The sequence below is a fragment of the Plantibacter sp. RU18 genome (assembly GCF_050613355.1).
Classification (GTDB): Bacteria; Actinomycetota; Actinomycetes; order Actinomycetales; family Microbacteriaceae; genus Plantibacter.
Genome location: NZ_CP159618.1, coordinates 1,206,578 through 1,230,469 on the forward strand (window position 1 = coordinate 1,206,578; position 23,892 = coordinate 1,230,469).

The following is a 23,892-nucleotide window of genomic DNA, read 5'->3' on the forward strand; positions in this document are numbered from 1 at the left end:
ACGCGACACTGACGAGGAGGTCACGATGCTGACAGGGATCGACCCGATGCTGAGCGGCGAGCTGCTGCTGCACCTGGACGCGATGGGGCACTCGGACGCGGTGGTCATTGCGGATGCGCACTTCCCGGCCGCGCGGCTGTCGTCGCGCCTGGTGGTCCTGCCGACGCTGAGCACGCCGGAGGTGCTCCGCGCGGTGCGGACCGTCATCCCGCTCGACGACGAACCCGTCCTCGACCTCATGACGAGCGCCGACGGCACCGTCCTCGACGTCCAGCACGAGCTCATCGCCGCGGCCGGGACACGTCTGGACGCCGTGCGCTTCGTCGATCGCTTCGCCTACTACGACGAGGCGGCGACCGCGTTCCTCGTCATCCGCACTGGCGAGACGCGGAAGTACGGCAACGTCACGCTGCGGAAAGGCCTCGTGACGCCGGGCGCGTGATCCGGCTCGTCCTGCGCGAGCGGCGGTGTGGACTCACCAGCACAGTGCGACGATCGCGATCCCGGCGGCAACGTAGACCCCTGCCATGATCCGGCGTCGTCGGTCCCGGGTCGCTCCGGCCGTCTCGACGATCGTGCCCTGTTCGTCGATGGTCCTCCTCGGCTTCGGTGCGTGCCAGGGGAGCGACGGCCAGCGCAGCGCGGCGCCGGCGAGGGCGAAGCCGACGACCGCGACCGCCAACACCCAGACCCACGACCAGACGCCGACGGGGGCCGCCAGGGCTCGGACCAGGGCGAGCACCACGATGCTGTCGACGGCGTCGACGACGAGTCGGAAGCGGTCAGGTGCCGCCCATCGACCGCTCGTCCAGGCGTGGAGCACCTGCAGGGTGACGAACCAGGCGATGACGAGGAGGACGACCGCCGGCACGATGAGATCGATCATCGCTCCGCTCCGATCCGCTCGAGGAGGGCGATTCCCGCCGCATCGACGGACTCCTGGGTGGCCGAGACGAGCACCACCGCGGTGCCGGTGGACGGGACGACACCGATGAAGGATGCGAAGCCACCGGTCCCGCCGTTGTGCCAGACGAGGTCCTCGCCGTCGATCGCCGCCCGATCGGTGATCCAGGCCCAACCGATCTCGGATTCACCGAGCTCCGCCCGCGGTCGGAGGGCATCGATGCCCGGCGTCGTCCCGGTCGCGAGGCTCTCGGCGAACCGGGTGAGGTCTGTCGCGGTCGAGCGGATGCCGCCCGCCGGGCCGAGCGCGGTTCCGGTCCATGCCGCGGCAGTCCTGCCGCCCGTCGTCTCGCCGAGGAGGTCCAGCGTGCCGAGTTCCGCATCTGCCGCGACTGGCGCCGTCGCATCGAGACCGAGTGGCTCGGTGACGCGTTCGCGCAGGAGCTCGGCGTAGTCGAGGCCTGCCGCGGCACCCAGAGCGGCGCCGAGGAGTTCGAAACCGAAGTTCGAGTAGGTGCCCGCCGGTGTGTCCAGTGCGGCGCTGCGAGCCTGCTCCAGGAGCTGTTCCACGTCCTCGCCGTACGGGTTCGTCGTCGTGATGGCGAACCACGCCGACGACAGTGCGGTTCCGATGGTGAGTGGCAGGCGGGGGAGGCCCGAGCTGTGGGTCGCGAGCGCTTCCAAGGCGACGTCCGCGACGGCGGTGTCCCCGAGGTCGAGGAGGTCGCCGACCCGGGTGGTCGCAGTCACCTCGCCGCGTTCGATGGCGTCCGCGAGGAGCAGCCCGGTGAACGCCTTGCTCATGGAACCGATCTCGAAGCGGGTGTCGTCCGCGGCGCCGATGGCGGTGGTCCGGGTGCCGTCGGGAGTGACGACTGCGGCGATGACGGCTTTGCGGTCCTCGCCGACGAGCTCGCGGACCGTGACGGCGAGTGCGGCGTCGCCGGTCGTCGTCGTGGGCAGCTTCGACGGGCCCGGGCGGAACGCGAGCCCGACCGCGAGGGCGACGGCCGTGCAGGCGGCGGCGACGATCCAGACGGTTCGGCGCCGGGTGTCGGTGCGTGTGGCGATGGTCATGCGATGTCCTTCCTGGTCATTCCATGGCGGCGAGCGCGGTGAGGAGTGGGACGATCCGCGTCGCTGGGATCGCGACGCGTCCGCGCCCGGAGGACTGCAGCCAGCCGGCCGCCGTCAGCACGCGCACGTGGTGGTAGACCTGACCGGTGGTGCCGATGCCGTCGAGCGCGCCGAGTTCGGCGAGGGTCGTGGTGCCGTTCGTGACGGCGAGGAGGAGCCGCAGGCGGACGGGCGAGCTGATCGCCGCGAGTCGGCTGGTCGCCCGGGCGAGCCGTTCCGTCGACGCCTGCTCGTCGGTCGCGTGCTGATCGGCGATCGCGAGGAGGTCGTCCGTGGTCCGCGCGTACTGCCACTGCACGGGACCCGCGGCGACCGTGACTGAGCCGGCGAAGAGGACGGAGCCGTGTTCGAGCTCGGCGGTGCGGTCTTCGAGGCCGTGGAGCGCCCAGAACGTGTCGTCGCCAGGACTGTGGTCGTCGGTGCGCCCGTTGACGGGCGTCGGGTGGTCGGCGTGATCCGGCGTCGCCGCGCGCGCGAACACCGCCGCTTCGAGGCGTTGGAGACGCGCTTCGAGGTCGTCGCCGTCCGTGATCGTCATGCGACCAGTGTACAAATTACGACATTACGTAATCAAGCTCTTTCGGGCGACTCTCCCGAGAGCGGTCAGCTGCGGCTCCCCAACCTGCCCTGCTTCGCGTGCACGGGCAGCAGCAGCCCGAGGCCGACAAGGAGCACGAGCACGATGCCGAGGATGCCCCAGAACTGCTCGCCACCGAGCGTGACGAACAGCGCGAACGCGGTGGGCGCGAGGAACGAGACCGCTCGACCCGTCGTGGCGTACAGCCCGAAGACCTCGCCTTCGCGGCCCTCGGGGATGATGCGCGCGAGGAATGATCGGCTGGCCGATTGCGCGGGCCCGACGAAGAGGCAGAGCATGAGCCCGAAGATCCAGAAGATCGTCGCGCCGCCCTCGTGGAAGAGGAACACCGTGCTCCCGGCGATGACGAGTCCGATGAGCGAGCCGACGATGACGGGCTTCGGACCGACCTTGTCGTCGAGGAGGCCGACGGTGATCGTCGCGACCCCGGCGACGACGTTCGCGACGATGGCGAAGATGATGACCTCACCAGGGGAGAAGCCGAAGGTGCCAGCGGCGAGGACGCCACCGAAGGTGAAAACACCGGCCAGGCCGTCGCGGAACACGGCGCTCGCAAGGAGGAAGTACAGCGTCTGGCGGCTGTCGCGCCAGAGCTCGGCGATGCTCTTCGCGAGCACCCCGTAGGAGGCGAAGAACCCGACGTGCGGCCGGGCGACGGCCCGGGGTGCGTGGTACTCGGGCACGGCGAGTAGGACCGGCAGTGCGAAGACCCCGAACCAGGCCGCCGAGACGAGCATCGCCGCGCGGACGTCCGTGCCGTTCTCGCCGGTCACCTCGAAGAGACCGACCTCGGGGGAGATGAAGCCGAAGTACACGATGAGCAGCAGGACGATGCCGCCGATGTAGCCCATGCCCCAGCCGAGGCCGGAGACCTTGCCGATGGAGGTGGGCGTCGACACTTGCGCGAGCATGGCGTTGTAGTTGACTCCCGCGAACTCGAACACGATGTTGCCGACGGCGAGCAGCACGAGGCCCAGCCAGAGGAAGTCCGGGTCGGGCGCGACGAAGAACAGCAGAGCGGTGATCGCGACGACCACGTAGGTGTTGAAGCCGAGCCAGAACTTCCGGCGACCGGCGGAGTCCGAGCGTTGTCCGACGACCGGGGCGAGGATGGCGATGAGCAGGCCGGCGGCGGCGAGCGCCCAACCGAGGGACGCCGAGACCGCTGCCTCCTCGCCGAACGAGCTGCTCGTCAGGTAGACGGTGAACACGAAGGTCGTGACCACGGCGTTGAACGAGGCGGAGCCCCAGTCCCACAGGCTCCACGCGAAGATGCGACCCTTGCGGCCCGACTGCGCCTTGACCGCAGCCACGACCGAGGTGTCGAGGTCGACGGTCGCCGCCGCCGCGTCCGGACCCACGAGTGGCGACGGCGGGAAGTTGCGTGGTCGCGATCCGAGGCGCGGGGCGTCCTCGGCGCCCGTGCCCTCGATGCTGTCGTCGCCAGTGGGAGTCGTGCTCATGGTCTGAGGCTAGTGCCGCGTGGTGAACGGGCGGTAGCGCGCCCTGCTCGTCCATAACTCCTGCAATCCGGGCGGCACAGGAGATCAGCTGACCTGATCTGTCGAGCCTGATGCCGGCAGCAGGAGTTGTGGACGCTGGGGATTGGCTGGGACGGGAAGGACGCGCGGGAATAGGACGAGGGCCGCCGCGTTGAACTTGAGCGCAAGACACTCAAGTTTGAATCCAGGAGGTTCACGTGCCCGAAGACTTCACTCCGGACAGCAACTCTGCCGACGGTGGATCGTCGTCCTTCGACGACTTCCTCGCCCGGTACCTCGAGGGCGAGCGGGCGCGTTCGGCTCGCACCATCGACCTCAGCCGCTTCCTCACCGCACGCACACAGGAGATCCTCCAGCGCGCCGGCCGATTCGCGCTCGAACGCGGCCAGAACGAACTCGACGCCCTCCACATCCTGCGCGTCATCGTGAGCGAGGAGCCCGCGAAGGATGCCGTCGCGCGCCTCGGCGTCGACCCCAGGGTCATCGCCCGTGCCGCGGAGCAGCGCCTCCCGCAGGCCTCCTCGCCCAGCGCCAAGGACCCGGCGATCACGCCGTCGGCCCAGCGCGCCCTGTTCCACGCCTACCAGGTGGCCCGCGCCGCGGGATCGACCTACGTCGACCCCGAGCACCTCTTCTTCGCGCTCGTCATCAACCAGGACTCCCCGTCCGGTGAAGTGCTCGCACGTGCCGGGGTCACGGCCGACGCCCTCACGCAGGGCATGCGTCAGACGCTCGGAGACCCCGGCGTCCAGGCCGAGGGCGGCGCGGATGACGGCACCGACGACCTCGACTCCGACACGCCCATGCTGGACCGCTTCGGCACCGACCTCACAGCGCTTGCTGCCGGCGGTTCGCTCGACCCCGTGATCGGTCGTGGCGACGAGATCGAGCAGGCGATCGAGATCCTCTCCAGGCGCACCAAGAACAACCCGGTGCTCGTGGGCGAGGCGGGCGTCGGCAAGACCGCCGTCGTCGAAGGGCTCGCCCAGGCGATCATCGACGGCAACGTCCCCGAGCAGCTGCGCGACAAGCGCGTCATCTCGCTCGACCTGCCCGCCATGCTCGCAGGCACCCGCTACCGCGGCGACTTCGAGGAACGCCTCACCGGCCTGCTCGACGAGGTCGCGGCGAACCGCTCGGAGCTCATCGTCTTCATCGACGAGGTGCACGCGGTCGTGGGCGCCGGTGGTTCCGGCGAGGGCGGCATGGACGCGGGCAACATCCTGAAACCACGCCTCGCACGCGGCGAGCTGCACCTCATCGGTGCGACGACGCTGCGCGAATACCGCGGCATCGAGAAGGACCCGGCGCTCGAACGTCGTTTCCAGCCGGTACGCATCGGCGAGCCCTCCATCGAGGACGCCGTGCTCATCCTGGACGGCCTTCGCCCGGCCTACGAGGAGCACCACGCGGTGCGCTTCACCGACGACGCCCTCCGCGCCGCGGTCGAGCTCTCGGCCCGCTACCTGCCCGACCGCGTGCTGCCGGACAAGGCGATCGACCTCATCGACCAGGCCGGAGCCCGCTTGCGCCTGCGTCTCGGTACCACGGTCGATGTGAGTGCACTCGTCGAGGAACTCGCCTCCCTCGAAGCGTCGAAGAACGCAAGCGTCTCGGCCGAGCGCTACGAGGAGGCGTCCCGGCACCGGGACGCGATGAACGCGGTGCAGGCGAAGCTCGACGAGGCGGCCGCAGGTCCTGGCGCTCGCCTCGACAGCGCGGCCGTCGTCGACGAGGCGCAGATCGCCGGGGTCATCTCCCGAGCGACGGGCATCCCCGTCAGCCGTCTCACCGAGGGCGAGCGCGAACGACTCGCCGGCCTCGAGGACGAACTGCACGCCCGCGTCATCGGGCAGCACGACGCCGTCACCGCCGTGGCCAAGGCCGTCCGGCGCAACCGCACCGGCATGGGAGACGCGAACCGACCCGTCGGCAGCTTCCTCTTCCTCGGTCCGACGGGTGTGGGGAAGACCGAACTCGCGAAGGCGCTCGCGGGATCCCTGTTCGCCTCGTCGACGGCGTCCGGTTCGGAGAACGTCCTGCGTTTCGACATGAGCGAGTTCGGTGAACGCCACACGGTCTCGCGCCTTGTCGGTTCCCCTCCAGGCTACGTCGGCTACGACGAGGCCGGTCAGCTCACCGAGCGCGTGCGCCGCAACCCGTACTCCGTGGTGCTCTTCGACGAGATCGAGAAGGCGCACCCCGACGTCTTCAACCTGCTGCTGCAGGTCCTCGACGACGGGCGCCTCACCGATGGTCAGGGTCGCACGGTCGATTTCCGCAACACCGTCATCGTCATGACCTCGAACCTCGGTTCCGAGTTCCTCGCCTCGCGTTCCGGGGCCATGGGCTTCGTCGCCGGTGGTGCGGACGACCCGACGGGCTTCGGCTCTGAGGAGGCGCTGCGTGCCCGCGTCATGGGCAAGCTGCGCGAGGCCATGCGACCCGAGTTCCTCAACCGCATCGACGAGATCGTCCTGTTCCGGAAGCTCGATCAGGTCCAGCTGCAGGAGATCGTCGGCTTGATGCTCGGCCGCACGACCGAGCGCCTCGCCTCCCGTGGTGCGACGCTCGAGACGACGCCGGCAGCGCTCGCGCTGCTGGCCGAGCTCGGCTTCGAGCCCGAGTACGGTGCGCGCCCGTTGCGTCGTCTGATCCAGCGCGAGGTCGACGACAGGATCGCCGAGCTCGTGGTGGCAGGCGGAGTCGGAGACGGCTCGGTCGTCCGGGTCGACGCGGTCGACGGCGCCATCGTCGTCAGCGAGCATGCTGCGGTCGTGTCCCTGGCAGCGTGACGACACCGAGCTGAACGGGGCCCGTGCATCGACGAGATGCACGGGCCCCGTTCGTGGCGTGCGGTGGGGTCGGCGGTCGAGCGAGGCGATGAGCTGCGCGGAGAAACTGGCCATCCGCTGAGAGTTGAGCCGGGCAGGCTCAACTTTCTTGACGATCGAAATCCGCTTCGGTAGCATTGAGTCATCGAGGCTCAAGTCTTGATGAAGCATCAGGAACACCCATTGAACCCGCTCGGTGCCGAGCTCGTCGAGTCGGCCGGAAACGGCACGACCCCGCACCTGGGACTGTCGCAAGCCGACCGGGTCGACGAGCTCTGAACCGGCAGTCAACACAAGGAGAACCCACACATGGCACGTGCAGTAGGCATCGACCTCGGAACCACCAACTCGGTGGTCGCAGTCCTCGAGGGTGGAGAACCCACCGTCATCGCCAACGCAGAAGGCTTCCGCACTACCCCCTCGGTGGTCGCATTCACCAAGGACGGCGAGGTGCTCGTCGGCGAGACCGCGAAGCGCCAGGCCGTCACCAACGTCGACCGCACCATCGCGAGCGTCAAGCGCCACATGGGCACCGACTGGAAGTTCACCGTCGACGACAAGAAGTACACCCCGCAGGAGCTGTCGGCCCGCATCCTCGCAAAGCTCAAGCGCGACGCCGAGCAGTACCTGGGCGACACCGTGACCGACGCGGTCATCACCGTCCCCGCGTACTTCAACGACGCCGAGCGTCAGGCCACGAAGGAGGCCGGCGAGGTCGCAGGCCTCAACGTGCTCCGCATCATCAACGAGCCCACCGCTGCAGCACTCGCGTACGGCCTCGACCGCGGCAAGGAGGACGAGCTCATCCTCGTCTTCGACCTCGGTGGCGGTACCTTCGACGTCTCGCTGCTCGAAGTGGGCAAGGACGACGACTTCTCCACCATCCAGGTGCGCTCCACATCCGGTGACAACCGCCTCGGTGGAGACGACTGGGACCAGCGCGTCGTCGACTACCTGATCAAGCGCTTCAAGGACTCGACCGGTGTCGACGTCTCCGGCGACAAGATCGCGAAGCAGCGCCTCAAGGAAGCTGCCGAGCAGGCCAAGAAGGAGCTCAGCTCCTCGATGTCGACGTCCATCCAGCTCCCGTACCTCTCCCTCACGGAGAACGGCCCGGCGAACCTGGACGAGACCCTCAGCCGCGCGAAGTTCGAAGAGCTCACCAACGACCTCCTCGAGCGCACTCGTAAGCCGTTCAACGACGTCATCGCCGAAGCAGGCGTGAAGGTCGGCGACATCGCCCACGTCGTGCTCGTCGGTGGATCGACGCGTATGCCGGCCGTCGCCGAGCTCGTCAAGAAGCTCACGGGCGGTCAGGAGCCCAACAAGGGCGTCAACCCTGACGAGGTCGTCGCCGTCGGCGCAGCCCTCCAGGCCGGTGTGCTGAAGGGCGAGCGCAAGGACGTCCTCCTCATCGACGTGACCCCGCTCTCGCTCGGCATCGAGACCAAGGGCGGCATCATGACGAAGCTCATCGAGCGCAACACCGCCATCCCGACCAAGCGCAGCGAGACCTTCACCACGGCAGACGACAACCAGCCGTCCGTCGCGATCCAGGTCTTCCAGGGCGAGCGCGAGTTCACCCGCGACAACAAGAACCTCGGCACCTTCGAGCTGACCGGCATCGCTCCGGCTCCGCGCGGCGTGCCGCAGGTCGAGGTCACCTTCGACATCGACGCCAACGGCATCGTGCACGTGTCCGCCAAGGACAAGGGCACCGGCAAGGAGCAGTCGATGACGATCACGGGTGGTTCCTCGCTCGGGAAGGAAGACATCGAGCGCATGGTCCGCGAGGCCGAGGAGCACGCTGCAGACGACAAGGCCCGCCGCGAGCAGGCCGAGGTCCGCAACAACGCGGAGCAGCTCGCCTACTCGATCGACAAGCTCATCAAGGAGAACGACGACAAGCTGCCCGAGGACGTCAAGACCGACGTCCAGGCTGATGTCGACGCCCTGAAGAGCGCGCTCGCCGGCGAGGACGAGGACGCAGTGAAGACCGCGTTCGACAAGCTCAACGAGAGCCAGGTCAAGCTGGGCGAGGCCATCTACGCTCAGGCGCAGGCTGCCGAGTCAGCTCCCGAGGCCCCGGCCGAGGAAGCGACCTCCGATGAGGACGTCGTGGATGCCGAGGTCGTCGAGGACGAAGACGACAAGGACAAGGACAAGAAGTAACCATGACTGACGAGAACCAGAACCAGAACCCGGAAGATCCCATCGATCCGGAGACCGGCGAGGTTCGTCAGCCTGGCACCGAGGGGGCGACCGCAGACGCGGCCGGCCCCTCGGGCGCAGCTGCTGACGCAACCTCCGCAGCCTCCGCCGACGACGAGCTCACCGTCGAGGACATCCTCAACGCAGCTCCCGACGAGCCCATCCAGGGCGACTTCTCGCCGGCCGAGCAGCTCGCTGCAGAACGCCTCGGCGACCTGCAGCGCGTCACCGCCGAGTACGCCAACTACCGCAAGCGCACCGAGGCAGGCCGCGAGGTGGAGCGCGAGCGCACCACCGGCGAGGTCGCCAAGGTCCTCCTGCCGGTACTCGACGACCTCGACCGCGCTCAGAAGCACGGAGACCTCGAGGGTGACGCGCCGTTCACGCAGATCGCCGCCAAGCTCCGCGGTGCCGCCGAGAAGCTCGGGTTGAAGCCCTTCGGCACGATCGGCGAGACCTTCGACCCGAACGTGCACGAGGCCGTCTTCCAGCAGCCGACCCCGGATGCCGAGGGCGAGACCGTCCTCGACGTCGTGGAGACCGGCTACACACTCGGCTCCACTCTGTTGCGCGCCGCGAAGGTGGTCGTCGCGGTCCCGGCGAGCTAGCCATGGCGAGTCAGGACTGGTTCGACAAGGACTTCTACAAGGTCCTCGGCGTCAAGAAGGACGTGACGCCGGCGGAACTCAAGAAGACGTACCGGAAGCTCGCGCGGCAGTATCACCCGGATTCCAACCCGGGCGATGCGAAAGCCGAGGCGAAGTTCAAGGAGATCAGCGAGGCCCACTCGGTCCTCGGTGACCCCGAGCAGCGCAAGGAGTACGACGCCGTGCGCGCCATGGGCGGTGGAGCGCGCTTCACCGCCCCGGGCGCGGGTGGCGGCCAGGGTGGCTTCGAGGACGTCTTCGGCACCATGTTCGGTGGAGGTGGCGGCGGAGGCCGCAACCAGAGCTACAGCTACCAGCAGGCGCCTCAGGGCTACGAGGACCTCCTCGGCGGCATGTTCGGCCAGGGCGGTTTCGGCCAGACCTCGGGCGGCTACCGGGGCTACGGCGGACCGACGCCGGGTCGCGACATCACCGCGCACACCACGATCGACTTCATCACGGCGACCAAGGGCGACACCATCTCCCTGCAAACCTCCGAGGGGCGCACCATCAAGGTGAAGATCCCGGCGGGTGTGTCCGACGGCCAGAAGATCCGACTGCGTGGCAAGGGGCAGGCGAGTCCTGACGGTGGTGAGCCCGGCGATATCGTGGTCACCGTGAGTGTCCGCAAGCATCCCGTGTTCGAACGCGACGGCCTGAACCTGCGCGTCACCGTGCCGGTCACCTTCGTGGAGGCCGCGCTTGGCGCGACGATCGAGGTTCCGACGCTCGGCGGCGACCCCGTCAAGCTCCGGGTGGCCCCGGGTACGCCGAGCGGTCGTGTCCTGCGCGTCAAGGGCCGTGGTGTCGCGACGACGAAGGGCACCGGCGATCTCCTCGCCGTCGTCCAGATCGTCGTCCCGGCACACCTCGGTGGTGAGGCCAAGGAGGCGCTCGAACGGTTCCACGAGTTGGAGCCGAAGGACAACCCCCGCGACGAGCTCCTCGCTCGCGCGAAGGGCTAACAGGCAGTCGGAAGGGTAGGGAGCATGGACGAGCGGTCTCCGGTCTTCGCCATCGCCATGGCGGCCGAACTCGCCGGCCTGCACCCGCAGACCCTCCGTCAGTACGATCGCCTCGGACTCGTGTCCCCGACTCGCACTGCAGGGAAGTCGCGCAGGTACTCGATGCGCGACATCGCCCAGCTCCGCGAGGTCGCGAGACTCAGTGCCGAAGGCGTCAGCCTCGAGGGCATCTCACGCATCCTCTCCCTGGAGAACGAGGTCACCTCGCTCCAGGGTCGGGTGCGCGAGCTCGAGCATGCGCTCGCCGACGCCCTGCTGCGGTCTCCCGGCAACCGGGTGTTCGCGGCCGGCATGGAGGGCAGTGTCGTGCCGATGCGGAGCGGTACCCGCTCCCGCCGTCGGACCGAGATCGTCGTCTGGCGCCCGTCCGGCAGTTGAGCTGCTGACCCCGAACTCCGTATCACCTCAACGGCTGTCGTCCTCCGGGACGGCGGCCGTTGTCGTTCTCGACACCGACGTCATCTCGGAGGCCAGGGTGCGCTGTCGTCCGTCAGCGATCGGAGGGAGCGAACTGGCTCGCGGTGAAGACCGCCCCCTGGGGGTCGCTGAGCGTGACGTCCTTCGTCCAGCGGTTGTCGCTCGTGCCGAGGACCTCGGCACCCAAGGAGCGCGCAAGGTCGCTGGTCTGATCGCGGTCGGCGATCGCGAACACGACCTCCCAACGCGGGGTGTCGTCGCCGGCCTCGCCGATGTCGCCGATGACGTCGACGAACCCCTCTGGCGCGACGTCTGCCTGTCGCTGGAAGATGTCGGGGTCGCTCGTCGCCGCGAGATGTTCGCCATACCCTGGCACCTGGATGACCGTCGCGAAACCCATGTCGGTGAACCGCCACGGGAACACCCGCCCGTAGAACTCCTGTGAGCCAGCCTGATCGGCCGTATGGAGGTTGCTGAAGTTCCAGCCACCAGGCACGTTGACGGCTTGCGCACCGAGCCGACGCTTCGCCTGCCAGAGCCGGAATCCGACGCCCTCGGGATCCTGGCAGACGGCTCCGAGACCGCCCTCGCCCGCCGGTGTCGGGGGGTCGACGACCGTGCCGCCCGCCAGCTCGACCGCGGCACACGCGGCTTCGATGTCGTCAACGGCGACGTAGGTGTTCCAGGCGGATGGCGCTCCGCCGGGAGCCGTCTCGCCGAAGCCCGCGACGTCTGAGCCGTCGAGCTTCGCGATGACGTAGCGCAGCGGCGCCGTCGGTGGAGTCGCCTGCTCGAACGTCCAGCCGAACAGCGCGCCGTAGAAGGACATGGCGGCGTCGAGCTCGGACGACTCGAGGTCGATCCAGGAGGTCACTCCCGAGGGGTACGTTCGTGGTTCGCTCATGCCGGAACGCTACCCTTGGCCGCCGACATCCGACAGTCACATTCTGCTCGCTGGCCGATGCCGCATCAGAATCGGACACACACGCCGCGTAGGGTTGGGGCATGAGCGCCGGGACCGAGTCGACACGGGCAGTCACGATGCCCCCTGGGCCGCCGCCGACCGAGACGGCCCCCGCGACGGCGCGACGCCGACGCGGGGCGCGGCGAGCAGGGGCCTTCGCGTACCCGCTCATCTACTTCGGCATCGTCGCGGGCGTGCTGCCGCTCGTCGCGCTCATCGTCATCGGGGCTCCGATCCTGTTCGGTGTGCTCTTCGGAGCCGGCGAAGCGGAATGGGTCGACGGCTTCGGGCGCGCCTTCGGGTTCATCCTGCTGTTCACGACTCCGCCCTTCGGCGTCTGGGTGTGGGGGTATGTCGCCGTCGGTGTGGCGGCCTTCATCGGTGGGATCTCCCTCAGCCGCCGGATCCTGCGCGGGCACGGCGTGCTGCGGGTCGGTGCCGTGACGCACTGGGGGATCTGGGCGACCCTGCCGCTCCAACTGATCTTCGCCGTCGTCACCCTCATCATGGTGCTGAGTACGTTCGCCTCCGACAACATCGGTGACGACGGAACCCTCGAGACGATCCAGGCCTTCGGGCGGAACATGGCGATCGCGACGGTCGTCAACCTGTTCATCTCCGCAGGGCTCGGTGCGCTCATCTTCCCCGCCGTCCTCCGAGCGGTGAAGCCGGTCCGTCCGCCGAAGACGGTGCGCGGCCGTGGAAGACGCGTGTCCACCGCCACACGCTAACCCTTCACGACGGTTCGCGATCCCGAGGCTCAGGCGTCGAGCGTGGGGACCGGGCGGCGGAACCCCCGGGTGACGACCGCCAGCGCGCCGACGCCGATGACGGCCCAGGCGACGCCGACGACGAGGGCTTCGGCGGACAGACTCGTCCACAGCCAGACGGTGGCCAGGAAACCGACCGCCGGCAGGATGAGCGTGCTGCAGGTGTGGCGCAGGCCGCGGGCGCCGCTGCGGAACCAGTAGCGCTTGATGACGGTGAGGTTCACGATCGAGAAGGCGACGAGTGCGCCGAAGCTGATCAGCGACGACACCGTCGCGAGGCTCAGGACGAGTGCGAGCAGCGCGACCACCGAGGTGACGAGCACACCGCCCACCGGCACGTTCCGCCGCACCGACAACCGTCCGAACACGGAGCGCGGCAGGACACCGTCGCGCCCCATCGAGTACAGGATCCGTGAGACCGAGGCCTGCGACGTGAGTGCGGAACCGAGCGAACCCGCGACGGAGGCCGCAACGAAGAACACGCTGAGGAACTGCCCGCCGGTGCGCAGCACGATGTCGAACGCGGCGGCATCCGGGTCGGCGAACGAGGCGACCGGCATCACGAGCTGACCGATCATCGAGACGCCGACGAACATGACGCCGGCGATGATCGTCGTCAGCATGATCGCCCGTGGCACCGTCCGGGATGCGTCCTTCGCCTCTTCAGCGAAGGTCGAGACGGCGTCGAAGCCGAGGAACGACAGGCACAGGATCGCCGCACCCGACATGAGCGGCGCGAGACCGAGCGTGTCGGCGGACGCGTCTGTCGCGCCGGTGAACGGTGCCGCCAGGTCGACCGGGCCCTGGCGGTTCACCACCGAGGCGGCGAGCACGGCGAAGACCACGATGAAGACGCCCTGCAGCACGACGATGATCCAGTTGGTGCGCGCGATCGTTGTGATGCCGGCGAGGTTCAGACCGGAGACGAGCACGATCGACGCGAGCACAAACACCCATGCGGGGATCATCGGCAGCGCCGCATTGAGGTAGATGCCCACGATGAGGTAGTTGATCATCGGGAGCAGCAGGTAGTCGAGCATGAGGGACCAGCCGGTCAGGAAGCCGGCGACCGGGCCGAACGACGCCGTGCTGTAGGCGTAGGCCGATCCCGCCGACGGGTAGGCGCGCGCCATCTTGCCGTAGGAGCGCGCCGTGAAGAGCATGACGGCGAGCGTCAGCAGGTACGCGGCCGACTGCCGTCCTCCCGTGATCTCGGTGACGATCCCATAGGTCGTGAAGACCGTCAGCGGCACCATGTAGACGAGGCCGAGGAGCACGAGCGACGGGACGCCGAGGACGCGCTTGAAGGAGCCTGAGGCCGCCGGGACCGCCGGGACCGCCGGTTCGGTCGGCGCTGCGAGTGGCGTCCGGACGGTGCGCGCCTGCTGGGCGCGCGATGGTGCCTGGGTCATGAGCTGGGTCCTGTTCCGGTGGTTGTTCAGACGTGGAGGTGGTGGACGGTGGTGCCGCCGCGGACCGTACGGACGACGCGGGCGCCGAGCAGCGACTCCTCGCCCTCGGTGAACGGGTCCGTGTCGAGGACGACGAGGTCGGCGTCGAACCCCTCCGCGAGTCGTCCGGCGCGTTCGCCGAGACCGCAGGAGGTCGCGGCGTCACGGCTCGCGTGGCCGATCGCCCCGGCGAGGCGCACGGCGTCCTCGGGCCGGATCGCGGGCAGCGACGGGTCGAGGGCCGAACGCCGGGTCACGGCGATGAAGAGGTTCGCGAGCGCTGCGTGCGGTGCCGTCGGGGCATCCGTCCCGAAGGCGAGCAGCGCGCCGGCATCGACGAACTCCTGCCAGGGGAAGCCGCGGTCCGCACGGTCGTCGCCGAGCATCGCACGCCAGTTCTCCTGGATCGCAGGGTCGGCGTGCACCGGCTGCATCGACGCGGTGACGCCGAGTCGCGCGAGCCGGTCCACGTTCTCGGCCGCGACCGTCTCGAGGTGCTCGATCCGGTGTCGCCGCGGGATGTCGCCGCCCGTCGCGATCGCTCGTTCGATCGCATCGAGGGCGATGTCGGACGCTGCATCCCCGATGGCGTGGATGGCGACCTGGAGCCCCGCCGCATCGGCTGCGACGACGACCGGGGTGAGGGCGTCGAGCGACCAGATCGGATCACCGTTCGTGCCGTTCGCGTACGGTGCCCGCATCGCCGCGGTACAGGCGTCGATGACGCCGTCCGCGACGATCTTGATGCCGATGACCGCGAGGTCGTCGCTTGCCTCGTCACGGGCGATCCGGGCGGCTTCGGCCACCTGGGCGACGTCGTCGGCCTCCGTGCCGCTCCGCCCGACGAACCAGTGCGCTCGGACGCGGATCGGCAGAGCACCGCCGTTCGCCGCCCGGAAGCGTTGGAGAGCCGCCCAGCCGAGCTCGTCCATCATCATGTCGACGACGCTGGTCACGCCGGCTTCGAGGTAGGCGGCGAACGCGGCCGTGAGCGCGTCATCGCGGTCGGTGTCTGTCTTCGCGTTCGCGAGGAAGGTCCAGGCGTACGCTGTCGCGGCCGTCTCGTAGAGCATGCCCGTCGCCGCACCTGAGGCGTCTCGCTGGATGCGGCCGCCGTGCGGGTCCGGGGTGTCGTCGGTGATGCCGAGCTCTGCGAGCGCCGCCGTGTTCAGCCAGACGGAGTGCACGTCGTTCGCCGTGAGGTACACGGGCACGTCGGGGAAGCGCTCGTCGAGCTGCTGCCGCGTGGGTGTCCGGTCCGGGACGGCATCGAACAGCCAACTCCGACCGAGCAGTCGTGGGGCGCGCGGATCGGCGTCGCGGCCCGCCTGCAGGCGCTGGAGGATGCCGTCGAGCGAACCGGCGGCGACGAGGTCGACCTGCTGCAGCGACCCGCCGAACATGAGGAGGTGCGTGTGCGCGTCGACGAAACCAGGGAGCACGAGGGCACCGTCGAGGTCGATGGACTCGATGTCGGCGCCGTCGCCCTGGACCGAGCCACGGACCTCGGCATCGGTCCCGACCGCGAGGATGCGTCCGTCGCGCAGGGCGATCGCCTCGGCCCACGCCGTCGCGCCGTCTGTCCCGGGTGCCGCGGTGAAGATGCGTCCGCCGCTGAACACGGTGGTGGTGCCCGTCGTGCTGGAGCTGGTCTCGGTGAGGAGCTGCTCGGTCATGGTGTGTCCTTCCGTCCGGCCAGGCGTCAGAGCGCCGGCTGCTGCTGGGTGATGCAGTGGATGCCGCCGCCCCGGGCGAACAGTGGGCGGGCGTCGACCTGGACGACGGTGCGCCCCGGGTAGGCGTCGGCAAGGATCTGTGCCGCCGACTCGTCGCGTCCGTCCCCGAAGGAGCAGGCGATGACACCGCCGTTCACGACGAGGTGGTTGATGTAGCTGTAGTCGACCCAGCCCTCCTCGTCCCGGAGCACGGTGGGGGCCGGCACACGGACGATCTCGAACGGGGTGCCGTCGGCATGCCCCTGCTGCTCGAGGGCGGCGACGACCTCGCGGCCGACCTCGGCGTCCGGGTGGCTCTCGTCCGGCTGCTCATGGACGAGGAGTGCGCCGCTCTCGGTGAAGGCCGCGACGATGTCGACGTGTCCGCGCGTACCGAATCGCTGGGAGTCCCGGGTCAGGCCACGAGGCAGCCAGACCGTTCGTGTCGTCCCGAGCGTGCGGGCGAACTCGGCCTCGACGTCGGCAGGGGAGAGGCCAGGGTTGCGGCCGGGATCGAGCTGTACCGTCGTCGTCGCGAGGACGGTACCGGTCCCGTCGACATGGATGCCGCCGCCCTCGTTGACGAGCTCCGAGGGGATGCGTTCCGCTCCGGAGGCCTCGGCGACGATCCGTCCGATGTGGCGGTCGAGGTCCCAGCTGGCCCAATCCTGCGCACCCCAACCGTTAAACACCCAGTCGACCGCGCCGAGCCGCGGACCGTCCGGGCCGTCGCCGACGACGAAGGTCGGGCCGATGTCGCGCATCCATGCGTCGTTCAGAGGCGCGACGAGTGTCTCGACCTCCGCTGCGAGATAGCGCGGCGCGACGTCGATGTCGCGGGGGTCGACGACCATCGTCACCGGCTCGAAGGCGACGATCGCGTTCGCGACGGCCGCCCAGGTCTGACGGGCCTCCTCGGCCTCCGCCTCGGTGTCGCCGACGGTGTAGCCGCTCGTGGGCCACGCCATCCAGGTGCGTTCGTGCGGAGCCCACTCCGCGGGCATCGTCCAGCTCACGCGGAAACCGCCGCTCCGGTCATGGCGGGCGACACCGCGGGCGAAGCGACCGGGTCGTCGCCCGTGGGGGCGACGAGTGCGGCGTAGGTGTCGGGGCGCCGGGTGCGGAGGAACGGGAACAGCGTGAGCCAGTCCTGTCGCTGCTCGAGCTCGAGGTCGGCCACGAGCACAGCCTGTTCGTCGCGGCCGGCCTGCGCGAGGATGCGTCCGTAAGGGTCGCTGATGAAGGAGGAGCCGTAGAAGGTGTTGCCCGGCGTGCCGTCAGGGCGCGTCTCGGAGCCGATGCGGTTCGGGGCGACCATGAAGAGCCCGTTGGCGATGCCGTTGCCGACGATCACGTGCTGCCACAACGGCCTGGTGTCGAAACCCGGGTGGTCGGGTTCGGAGCCGATCGCGGTGGGGTAGACGACGAGGTCCGCTCCGCCGAGGGCGTAGGCGCGGGCGACCTCGGGGAACCACTCGTCCCAGCAGGTCGGCAGGCCGAGACGGGCGCCGCCGAGCGCCTGCGGTGCGTACACCGGGTACGGATCGGTCGCGACGTCTCCGGCGATCGCCTCGCGGCCGGCAGCGGGCGCCGCACGGAAGTAGCGGTCCTCGTAGTATCCGGCGGTGACCGGGATGTGGAGTTTGCTCGTCCGTGCGACGACCGACCCGTCCGGGTCGACGATCACCGCGGTGTTGAGACCGCGCCCGTCGGCGTCACCGGTCGACTCGTACAGCGAGGCGTGGACGAGGACGCCGTACCGTGCAGCGGCCGCCCGTGCGAATTGCACGGTCGGTCCGTCCAGCAGGGGCTCGGCGATGACGTCCGCGCGACCGGTCGGGAGTCCGTCGGCGGGGTATCGACTGAGGGTGAGTTCCGGGAGGAAGACGATGCGCGCTCCGGCCTCCGCCGCCAGGCCGATCGCCTCGTCCAGCTGCGCGACGAGCGTCTCGTGGTGTGGGTGCCAGGCATGCTGCACGACACCGATTCGGAGCGGCGTGCGCTCGCCGGCCTCGACGCGGGCGGGCGAGGCGGGGACGCCGTCTGAGGTGTGCAGGGTGAAGGTGCTCATGATGGATTCTTCCGGATCGTGATGGACGGTGCTGGGTGGTGCTGCGGTGCCTTGGTCGGACGGGTTCGGCGTCGCGGTCAGATCGCGCCTGCCTCGATGGTGTTGAGGTCACCGCGCGGCTTCGCGAGTTGCGCGGCGGTCTCGTCGCGCTCGACTCGGCTGGAGAGTCTGGCGACGAGGACGAGCGGGACGATGAGGCCCCAACTGATCACGGCGAGCACGATGCCGAGACCGCCGACACCGAGGAGCTGGGCGAGCCAGGCGCCGACGAGCGGCGCGAAGCTCGAACCGATGAGATAGACACCGAGCACGGGTCCGGACCAGCGTCCACCCGCGTCGAGGGCTGTCGCCGTCGCGATGAAGTACAGGAATGCCACCGTGTAGACGGTGTTCCAGGCGATGAACGACCAGAGGAAGACGGTCGGGTCCGTGGCCAGGCAGGCGGAGAGCTTGAGGGCGCCTCCGAGGGCGAGGAGGAATGCCAGCGGGAGTGCGCGTCCGCCGCGGGCGCCGACGACCGCGAGGATGGTCGCGGCGACGAGTCCCACCGCCGTGGAGGCGCTCAGTGCGAGGCCGGCCTGCTCTGGGGTGAGCTGCGCCTGCTGGGTGCCGATCTTGATCCCCATGGCCCACAGCGAGTCCTCGCTGACAGCCCAGACGGCGAACATCGTGAGGAGGGCGAAGCCGGCGATCGTGATCCGGCGTTGCTTGGCGGCGTCGACGGGCTTCGTGGCGACGGTGGTCTGGACCGCCTGCGTCTCGATTTCGACGAGGGGCGCCGAGGGCAGCCACCCGGCGATGAGGAAGACGAGGACCGCGAGCGCTGCGAGGAGGCCGAATGTGCTCTGCATCCCGATGCCGATGAGGGGGATGGCGGCAAGGACGATGCTGACGAACGCGCGGTTGGTGAGGCCGTTGATCCCTGCGACCCGGTTCGGGTTGCGGAATGCCGCGAGCGCGGCGCCACCTGCGGCGACCGCTCCGCCCGCTCCGATGCCGCCGAGGACGACGGCGCCGATCGTGAGCCAGAGGATCGCGGGTGCGAATGCCGCCGTGCCGAAGCCGAGTGCTGCGATGAGCAGGCCGACACGGGCGACGGTGGTGCGACGCTCACCCTCCGCGAGGCGGGTGACGAGCAGGCAGGAGATGGCGGTGGCCAGCAGGCATGCCGTCAGGACGGTGCCAGAGGCGCCGGTGTCGATGCCGAGCGACTGCTCGAGCGCCGCCATCATGTAGGGCACGAGGTTGGCGCTCATGAATCCGACGACACCGATGGAGAAGGTGGCGAGTGTGCGCTTGGGGGTGAGTGGGAGGCGGTTCGACTGCGCGGGGAGCGCGGGTGCAGACATGCGGGTACGACCTTTCGAGGTGGTCGCGGGGCGGGCGGCTCGACGATGAGCCGCGGGCTGTGCGCGGCGGAGGTGCAGGACGGCGGAGCGGTGAAGCGATGGCGCCGGTGCCTCGGAGGGATCGCCTCGTGAGGTGGTGGACGGTGCCCGTTTACGGGGCCGTCGGTGCATGCTCAAGTGTAGGAACGGGGTGTTTCGGGAAGATCAACGCTGACTTTCCAGCAGGTTACATTAATCGATTAAGCAACACAAGAAGGAATCTCGCCGCGTTCGTTCGCCCATCTTCGGGCGAATGACGCTTCAGTCGCCCGAAAATGGGCGAACGAACGCGGCGGGGACGGAGGAGCGGCGGATCACCAGTTCGATGTCGGCGACCTCGGTCGCCTCGGGGGATCCTGCGGTGGGTCCTGTGCCGTCGAGGATCGACGCGAGGAGTTCCGCGCACGCCTCGCCGAACGCGCGTGGGCGCAGGTCGAACGCCGTGACGGGCGGGTCGAGCAGGCGGTTCCCGGCACTGTCGACGTAGGCCGCGACGAGGAGATCCTCGCCGACGATCCGTCCGATCGCCTTCGCGGCAGGGAGGACGCAGGAGGCGGAACCGTCCGGCACGGCGATGATCGCGTCGATGCCCGGGTGGCCGAGGAGGAGATCGGTGCACGCGGCGGCGACGGCCTCGACCTCCGTCGCGAACGGCACCTCGGCCAGCAGCGCTTCGGTGCCGTCCGCTACGGACCACCGCTCGAACGCCTGCCGGATCTCGCGACCCCAGGCGGTGTCGAGTGGTGGTGCGAGGATCGCGACGTGTCGTGCGCCCGAGGATCGCAGGTGGTCGAGCAGTGCGGTCATCGCGCTGTCGTGGTCGGAGACGACGCTGCCGGCGGGGCGCGCCATGGTCGCCGCCACGTGCTCACCGCTCACGACCGGCCGTCGTCCCGCGAGGATGGCGATCGCCCCGGGGTCGTCGTCGGCGACGTCGACCACGATGAAGCCGTCGACGTGCGCCGCTGCCGCGCGTGCGTCCGGGGTGTTGGGGAGCAGGACGACGGCGAGGTCGCGTTCGTGGGCAGCAGCCGCCACACCGAAGGCGACGTCCATGTAATAGGCGGAGCTGGTCACGTGGCCCGGTAAGTAGAGCCCGATCGCGGCGGTCGCCTGGGTGCGGAGGTTCCGAGCCGCGATGTTGGTCGAGTAGTGCAGTTCTGCGGCAGCCGCGGCCACCCGCTCGCGCGTCGCTTCCGAGACACCCGGTCGTCCGCGCAGTGCGAACGATGCAGCGGCCGTGGACACTCCCGCCAATGCGGCGACGTCCTTCAGTGTCGCCGCCACCCGCTCGCTCATCTGCACAGGTTACCCGCCCCGGTCATCCCGCGAGCTGTCACCGATGCACGGTCGCACCTGCCACTAGCCGCAGCGACCGTTCGCGAGCATCATTGGGGGATGGATGACGTGATCAGTGTCGATCCGGTAGGGATGTACCGGAGTCCGGCGTTCGCACAGGGGATGATCCTGCCGGCAGGGCGAACGCTCTACATCGGCGGGCAGAACGGCGTGGATGCCGAGGGGAAGCTGCTCGACGGACTCGGCCCGCAGACCGAACAGGCGCTCCGCAACGTGCTGACCGTGCTCGCGGAGGCCGGGTCAGGGCCCGAGCACGTCGCGAAGCTCACCATCTACCTCGCCCCGGGCATCGATCCGACCGACGGCTACGCAGCCACCGCGACCGTTTGGGGCGGCCGCAGGACAGCGGTGACGGTGATCGCCGTCGCTCCAGCGCGCCCGGGTGCGCTCGTCGAGATCGACGCGGTCGCCGCCGTCCCCGAGTAGCTTTCAGCGGGCGGTTACGCTGGGGAGATGCCCGAGTTCTCGTTCGACGCGCTGCGTCGCCACCCAGACCACGAGGCCCCGAACCTCTTCGCCGCCGACGCGACCGATCGGCTGCTGCTCGATGAAGCGGCCGAGTCGCTCGGCGGCGAGACGCCGGTACCCGGAAGCATCGTGATCGTCGGCGACACCCACGGGGCGCTCACCCTCGGTGCCGTCTCGCTGCTCGGGGCGACGGATGTGCGCGTTCACCAGGACGCGTTGGTCGGTGAACACGCGCTGGCCGCCAACGCGGAGGCGCTCGGCCTCGTCCGCACTTACCGCAACCTGCCCCTCGGTGAAGACCTGTTCGCGGGCGCGACGCTCGTCCTCGTGCAGCTGCCGAAGCACCTCGACGCGCTCGCGGGGATCGCGGCTGCCGCGGCCCGCTGGGGTGCGCCCGAGGTGCTCGTCCTCGCCGGCGGTCGCGTGAAGCACCTGACCCCCTCCATGACGGAGGTGTTGCAGCGGAGCTTCGGCACCGTCACCGCGAGCCTCGCCCGACAGAAGTCCCGCGTCCTCCGGGCGAGCGAACCGATCGCAGTCCCGACCGACGCGGCCGATACCGAGGCCGAGGGGGAGGGCGCCGACTCGAGCGCGCCGGTCTCGGCCGGTGCGCTGCAGCTCCGCAGCGAGCACCACGATGACATCGGTCTCACCATCGCTGCGGCGGGCTCAGTCTTCGCCGGCACGAAGCTCGACGTCGGCACCCGTTTCCTCCTCGAACTCCTTCCCGGCATCGCGCCGCAAGCTGAGACGGCGATCGACCTCGGCTGCGGCACCGGCGTCCTCGCCGTCTCGCTGGCGATCGAGCGGCCGGAGCTGCGCGTCATCGCCACCGACCAGTCGGCCGCCGCCGTCACCTCGACCATCGCGACCATCGCCGCGAACGACGACGAGGACCGACGCCTCACCGAGCGCATCACGGTCGTCCGCGACGACGGTCTGACGACGCAGCCCGACGCCTCGGCAGACCTCATCGTCCTCAACCCGCCGTTCCACATCGGTACGACGGTGCACACGGGTGTCGCCCTCGACCTCTTCGCCGATGCCCAGCGTGTGCTGCGGCCGGGTGGGACCCTCGCCGTCGTGTGGAACTCCCACCTCGGCTACCGCCAGGCGCTCGAACGCATCGTCGGCACGACCGAGCAACTCGGCCGCAACCAGAAGTTCACGGTCACCCTTTCGCGTCGGTAGCCGGAGCGCGCCTCCGTCCGCGCACAACTCCTGCCCTTCTCAGCGCAGTGCCACCAGACCCGGCTTGGGCGGGTGCAGAGCCGCCGGGATGCTACGGAGAGCAGGAGTTGTGCGCGGACGGAGGCGGAGCGGCGTCTTCTGTGCCTGCGGTGACCGCTTCGGAGCTGTCCGCGCACAACTCCTGCTCAGCCCGGTTCGGCCGGTTGCCTGCTCGCGGTTCCTCCGGCCAGAACGCCGTGTGAGCGGCAGGCAGCAGGAGTTGTGCGCGGGGAGCTCACCGGAGGGGCTCGCGTATGCTGACTCGATGCCGTCCCTGACACCCGAGCTGCCAGACCGAGGCGCTCGCGACGGGCGGCTGCACGGTCTGACACCGGTCGAACGCTGGATCGACACGCGTGCCAACCGGCTCCTGCGAGACGCCCCGGCCGGTGGGGTGCGGGCGAAGCTCGTCGAGTTCCTCGTCTTCGGCGCGAAGCAGGCGTGGGCGTGCATCTTCGGTGCGGCGATGCTCATCGTCATCGTGGCCGCGCGACTCTGGTACCCGGACGACCTCTGGCTCGCTCGCAACGACGCCCTCGTCGTCGCCGCGATCGTCATCCAGGTCGTGATGATCGCGACGAAGCTCGAGACGGGCCGCGAGCTGTGGGTCATCGTGCTCTTCCACATCGTCGGCACGGGCATGGAGCTGTTCAAGACCGGCGTCGGCTCCTGGGAGTACGACGGCGGTGGAGTGCTGCACGTCGGCGCGGTGCCGCTCTACACGGGGTTCATGTACGCGGCGGTCGGGTCGTACATGGTGCGGGTGTACCGCCTGTTCGACCTCCGTTTCGACCGCTATCCGCGCGTCTGGCTGACGACGCTCATCGCGGCGGGGATCTACGTCAACTTCTTCAGCCAGCACTTCATCGTCGACCTCCGGTGGATCCTCCTCGCTGCTGTCCTCGTGGTGTTCGCGCGCACGATGATGCACTTCCGCGTCTTCCGCGGGACGCACCGGATGCCCGTGCTGCTCTCCTTCCTGCTCGTCGCGTTCTTCATCTGGATCGCGGAGAACATCGGCACGGTCACCGGTGCGTGGCTCTACCCGAACCAGGAGGACGGCTGGCAGCTGGTGCCGCTCACGAAGCTCGTGTCGTGGTTCCTGCTGATGATGATCTCCGTGGTCATGGTCACCTGGGTGTATCCGCCGCGTCGACCGGACCCGATCCCGACCGTGTCGACAGTCACCGTCTGATCGGTGT

21 protein-coding genes are annotated in these 23,892 nt (G+C 69.3%); 10 read left to right on the top strand and 11 right to left on the bottom strand.

The features are described from left to right. The first annotated feature begins 25 nt into the window (after positions 1-25). The gene (locus ABMA10_RS05940) at positions 26-442 is read left to right on the top strand and encodes an RbsD/FucU family protein (protein WP_431031296.1); all 417 of its coding nucleotides are present in this window, start codon (positions 26-28) and stop codon (positions 440-442) included. A gap of 33 nt (positions 443-475) precedes the next feature. Here the strand turns inward: ABMA10_RS05940 and ABMA10_RS05945 are convergent, their stop codons facing one another. From ABMA10_RS05945 to ABMA10_RS05960, 4 genes are all read right to left on the bottom strand, one after another. Continuing rightward, positions 476-886, bottom strand: coding sequence for a hypothetical protein (locus ABMA10_RS05945; RefSeq protein WP_347867531.1), 411 nt, complete (start codon positions 884-886; stop codon positions 476-478). Beyond that, positions 883-1,980 carry a serine hydrolase domain-containing protein gene (locus tag ABMA10_RS05950; protein ID WP_347867532.1) on the bottom strand — a complete coding sequence of 366 codons (1,098 nt, stop codon included), beginning with the start codon at positions 1,978-1,980 and terminating at the stop codon, positions 883-885. Before ABMA10_RS05950 ends, ABMA10_RS05945 begins: the two co-directional genes overlap by 4 nt. Before the next feature lie 16 nt (positions 1,981-1,996). Next, positions 1,997-2,578: a winged helix-turn-helix domain-containing protein gene (locus tag ABMA10_RS05955; protein ID WP_347867533.1), complete on the bottom strand. Its 582-nt coding sequence runs from the start codon at positions 2,576-2,578 to the stop codon at positions 1,997-1,999. A gap of 65 nt (positions 2,579-2,643) precedes the next feature. Further along, the gene (locus ABMA10_RS05960; protein WP_347867534.1) at positions 2,644-4,101 is read right to left on the bottom strand and encodes an MFS transporter; all 1,458 of its coding nucleotides are present in this window, start codon (positions 4,099-4,101) and stop codon (positions 2,644-2,646) included. Between the two features lie 236 nt (positions 4,102-4,337). Here ABMA10_RS05960 and ABMA10_RS05965 point away from each other — a divergent pair, with 236 nt between their 5' ends. From ABMA10_RS05965 to ABMA10_RS05985, 5 genes are all read left to right on the top strand, one after another. Continuing rightward, positions 4,338-6,935 (top strand): ATP-dependent Clp protease ATP-binding subunit, encoded by a 2,598-nt coding sequence (locus ABMA10_RS05965; RefSeq protein WP_431031297.1) that lies wholly within the window; start codon positions 4,338-4,340, stop codon positions 6,933-6,935. 348 nt (positions 6,936-7,283) lie between these two features. Beyond that, positions 7,284-9,146 (top strand): molecular chaperone DnaK, encoded by a 1,863-nt coding sequence (gene dnaK / locus ABMA10_RS05970; protein WP_347867536.1) that lies wholly within the window; start codon positions 7,284-7,286, stop codon positions 9,144-9,146. A 2-nt stretch (positions 9,147-9,148) separates the two neighbouring features. Next, on the top strand, positions 9,149-9,793 hold the full coding sequence (locus tag ABMA10_RS05975; RefSeq protein ID WP_347867537.1) for a nucleotide exchange factor GrpE: 645 nt from the start codon (positions 9,149-9,151) through the stop codon (positions 9,791-9,793). A 2-nt stretch (positions 9,794-9,795) separates the two neighbouring features. After that, entirely contained in the window at positions 9,796-10,797 is a 1,002-nt protein-coding gene (locus ABMA10_RS05980; RefSeq protein ID WP_347867538.1) for a DnaJ C-terminal domain-containing protein, read from the top strand. A gap of 24 nt (positions 10,798-10,821) precedes the next feature. Then, complete coding sequence (locus ABMA10_RS05985) at positions 10,822-11,235, top strand: heat shock protein transcriptional repressor HspR (protein WP_347867539.1); 414 nt, start codon at positions 10,822-10,824, stop codon at positions 11,233-11,235. A 112-nt stretch (positions 11,236-11,347) separates the two neighbouring features. On the opposite strand, the gene ABMA10_RS05990 is transcribed toward ABMA10_RS05985, so the two are convergent. Beyond that, entirely contained in the window at positions 11,348-12,178 is an 831-nt protein-coding gene (locus tag ABMA10_RS05990) for a VOC family protein (RefSeq protein WP_347867540.1), read from the bottom strand. A 101-nt stretch (positions 12,179-12,279) separates the two neighbouring features. Between ABMA10_RS05990 and ABMA10_RS05995 the strand changes: the two genes are divergently transcribed. Then, complete coding sequence (locus ABMA10_RS05995) at positions 12,280-12,969, top strand: hypothetical protein (protein ID WP_347867541.1); 690 nt, start codon at positions 12,280-12,282, stop codon at positions 12,967-12,969. A gap of 29 nt (positions 12,970-12,998) precedes the next feature. On the opposite strand, the gene ABMA10_RS06000 is transcribed toward ABMA10_RS05995, so the two are convergent. The 6 genes from ABMA10_RS06000 to ABMA10_RS06025 all read right to left on the bottom strand — a co-directional run bounded on the left by ABMA10_RS06000 (position 12,999) and on the right by ABMA10_RS06025 (position 20,932). Beyond that, complete coding sequence (locus ABMA10_RS06000; RefSeq protein ID WP_347867542.1) at positions 12,999-14,420, bottom strand: APC family permease; 1,422 nt, start codon at positions 14,418-14,420, stop codon at positions 12,999-13,001. A 26-nt stretch (positions 14,421-14,446) separates the two neighbouring features. Further along, on the bottom strand, positions 14,447-16,135 hold the full coding sequence (locus ABMA10_RS06005) for an amidohydrolase (protein ID WP_347867543.1): 1,689 nt from the start codon (positions 16,133-16,135) through the stop codon (positions 14,447-14,449). Positions 16,136-16,161: 26 nt separating this feature from the next. Continuing rightward, entirely contained in the window at positions 16,162-17,178 is a 1,017-nt protein-coding gene (locus ABMA10_RS06010; RefSeq protein WP_347867560.1) for an agmatine deiminase family protein, read from the bottom strand. Positions 17,179-17,186: 8 nt separating this feature from the next. Beyond that, positions 17,187-18,245 carry a nitrilase-related carbon-nitrogen hydrolase gene (locus ABMA10_RS06015; RefSeq protein ID WP_347867544.1) on the bottom strand — a complete coding sequence of 353 codons (1,059 nt, stop codon included), beginning with the start codon at positions 18,243-18,245 and terminating at the stop codon, positions 17,187-17,189. 77 nt (positions 18,246-18,322) lie between these two features. Continuing rightward, positions 18,323-19,594: an MFS transporter gene (locus tag ABMA10_RS06020; RefSeq protein ID WP_431031298.1), complete on the bottom strand. Its 1,272-nt coding sequence runs from the start codon at positions 19,592-19,594 to the stop codon at positions 18,323-18,325. Positions 19,595-19,894: 300 nt separating this feature from the next. Continuing rightward, positions 19,895-20,932: a LacI family DNA-binding transcriptional regulator gene (locus ABMA10_RS06025; RefSeq protein ID WP_347867546.1), complete on the bottom strand. Its 1,038-nt coding sequence runs from the start codon at positions 20,930-20,932 to the stop codon at positions 19,895-19,897. A 99-nt stretch (positions 20,933-21,031) separates the two neighbouring features. Between ABMA10_RS06025 and ABMA10_RS06030 the strand changes: the two genes are divergently transcribed. The 3 genes from ABMA10_RS06030 to ABMA10_RS06040 all read left to right on the top strand — a co-directional run bounded on the left by ABMA10_RS06030 (position 21,032) and on the right by ABMA10_RS06040 (position 23,885). Further along, positions 21,032-21,418, top strand: coding sequence for a RidA family protein (locus ABMA10_RS06030; protein ID WP_347867547.1), 387 nt, complete (start codon positions 21,032-21,034; stop codon positions 21,416-21,418). Positions 21,419-21,445: 27 nt separating this feature from the next. Then, positions 21,446-22,651: a class I SAM-dependent methyltransferase gene (locus ABMA10_RS06035; protein WP_347867548.1), complete on the top strand. Its 1,206-nt coding sequence runs from the start codon at positions 21,446-21,448 to the stop codon at positions 22,649-22,651. A 304-nt stretch (positions 22,652-22,955) separates the two neighbouring features. After that, positions 22,956-23,885, top strand: a complete 930-nt coding sequence (locus tag ABMA10_RS06040) for a DUF817 domain-containing protein (protein WP_414693637.1) — start codon at positions 22,956-22,958, stop codon at positions 23,883-23,885. Positions 23,886-23,892 lie beyond the last annotated feature (7 nt).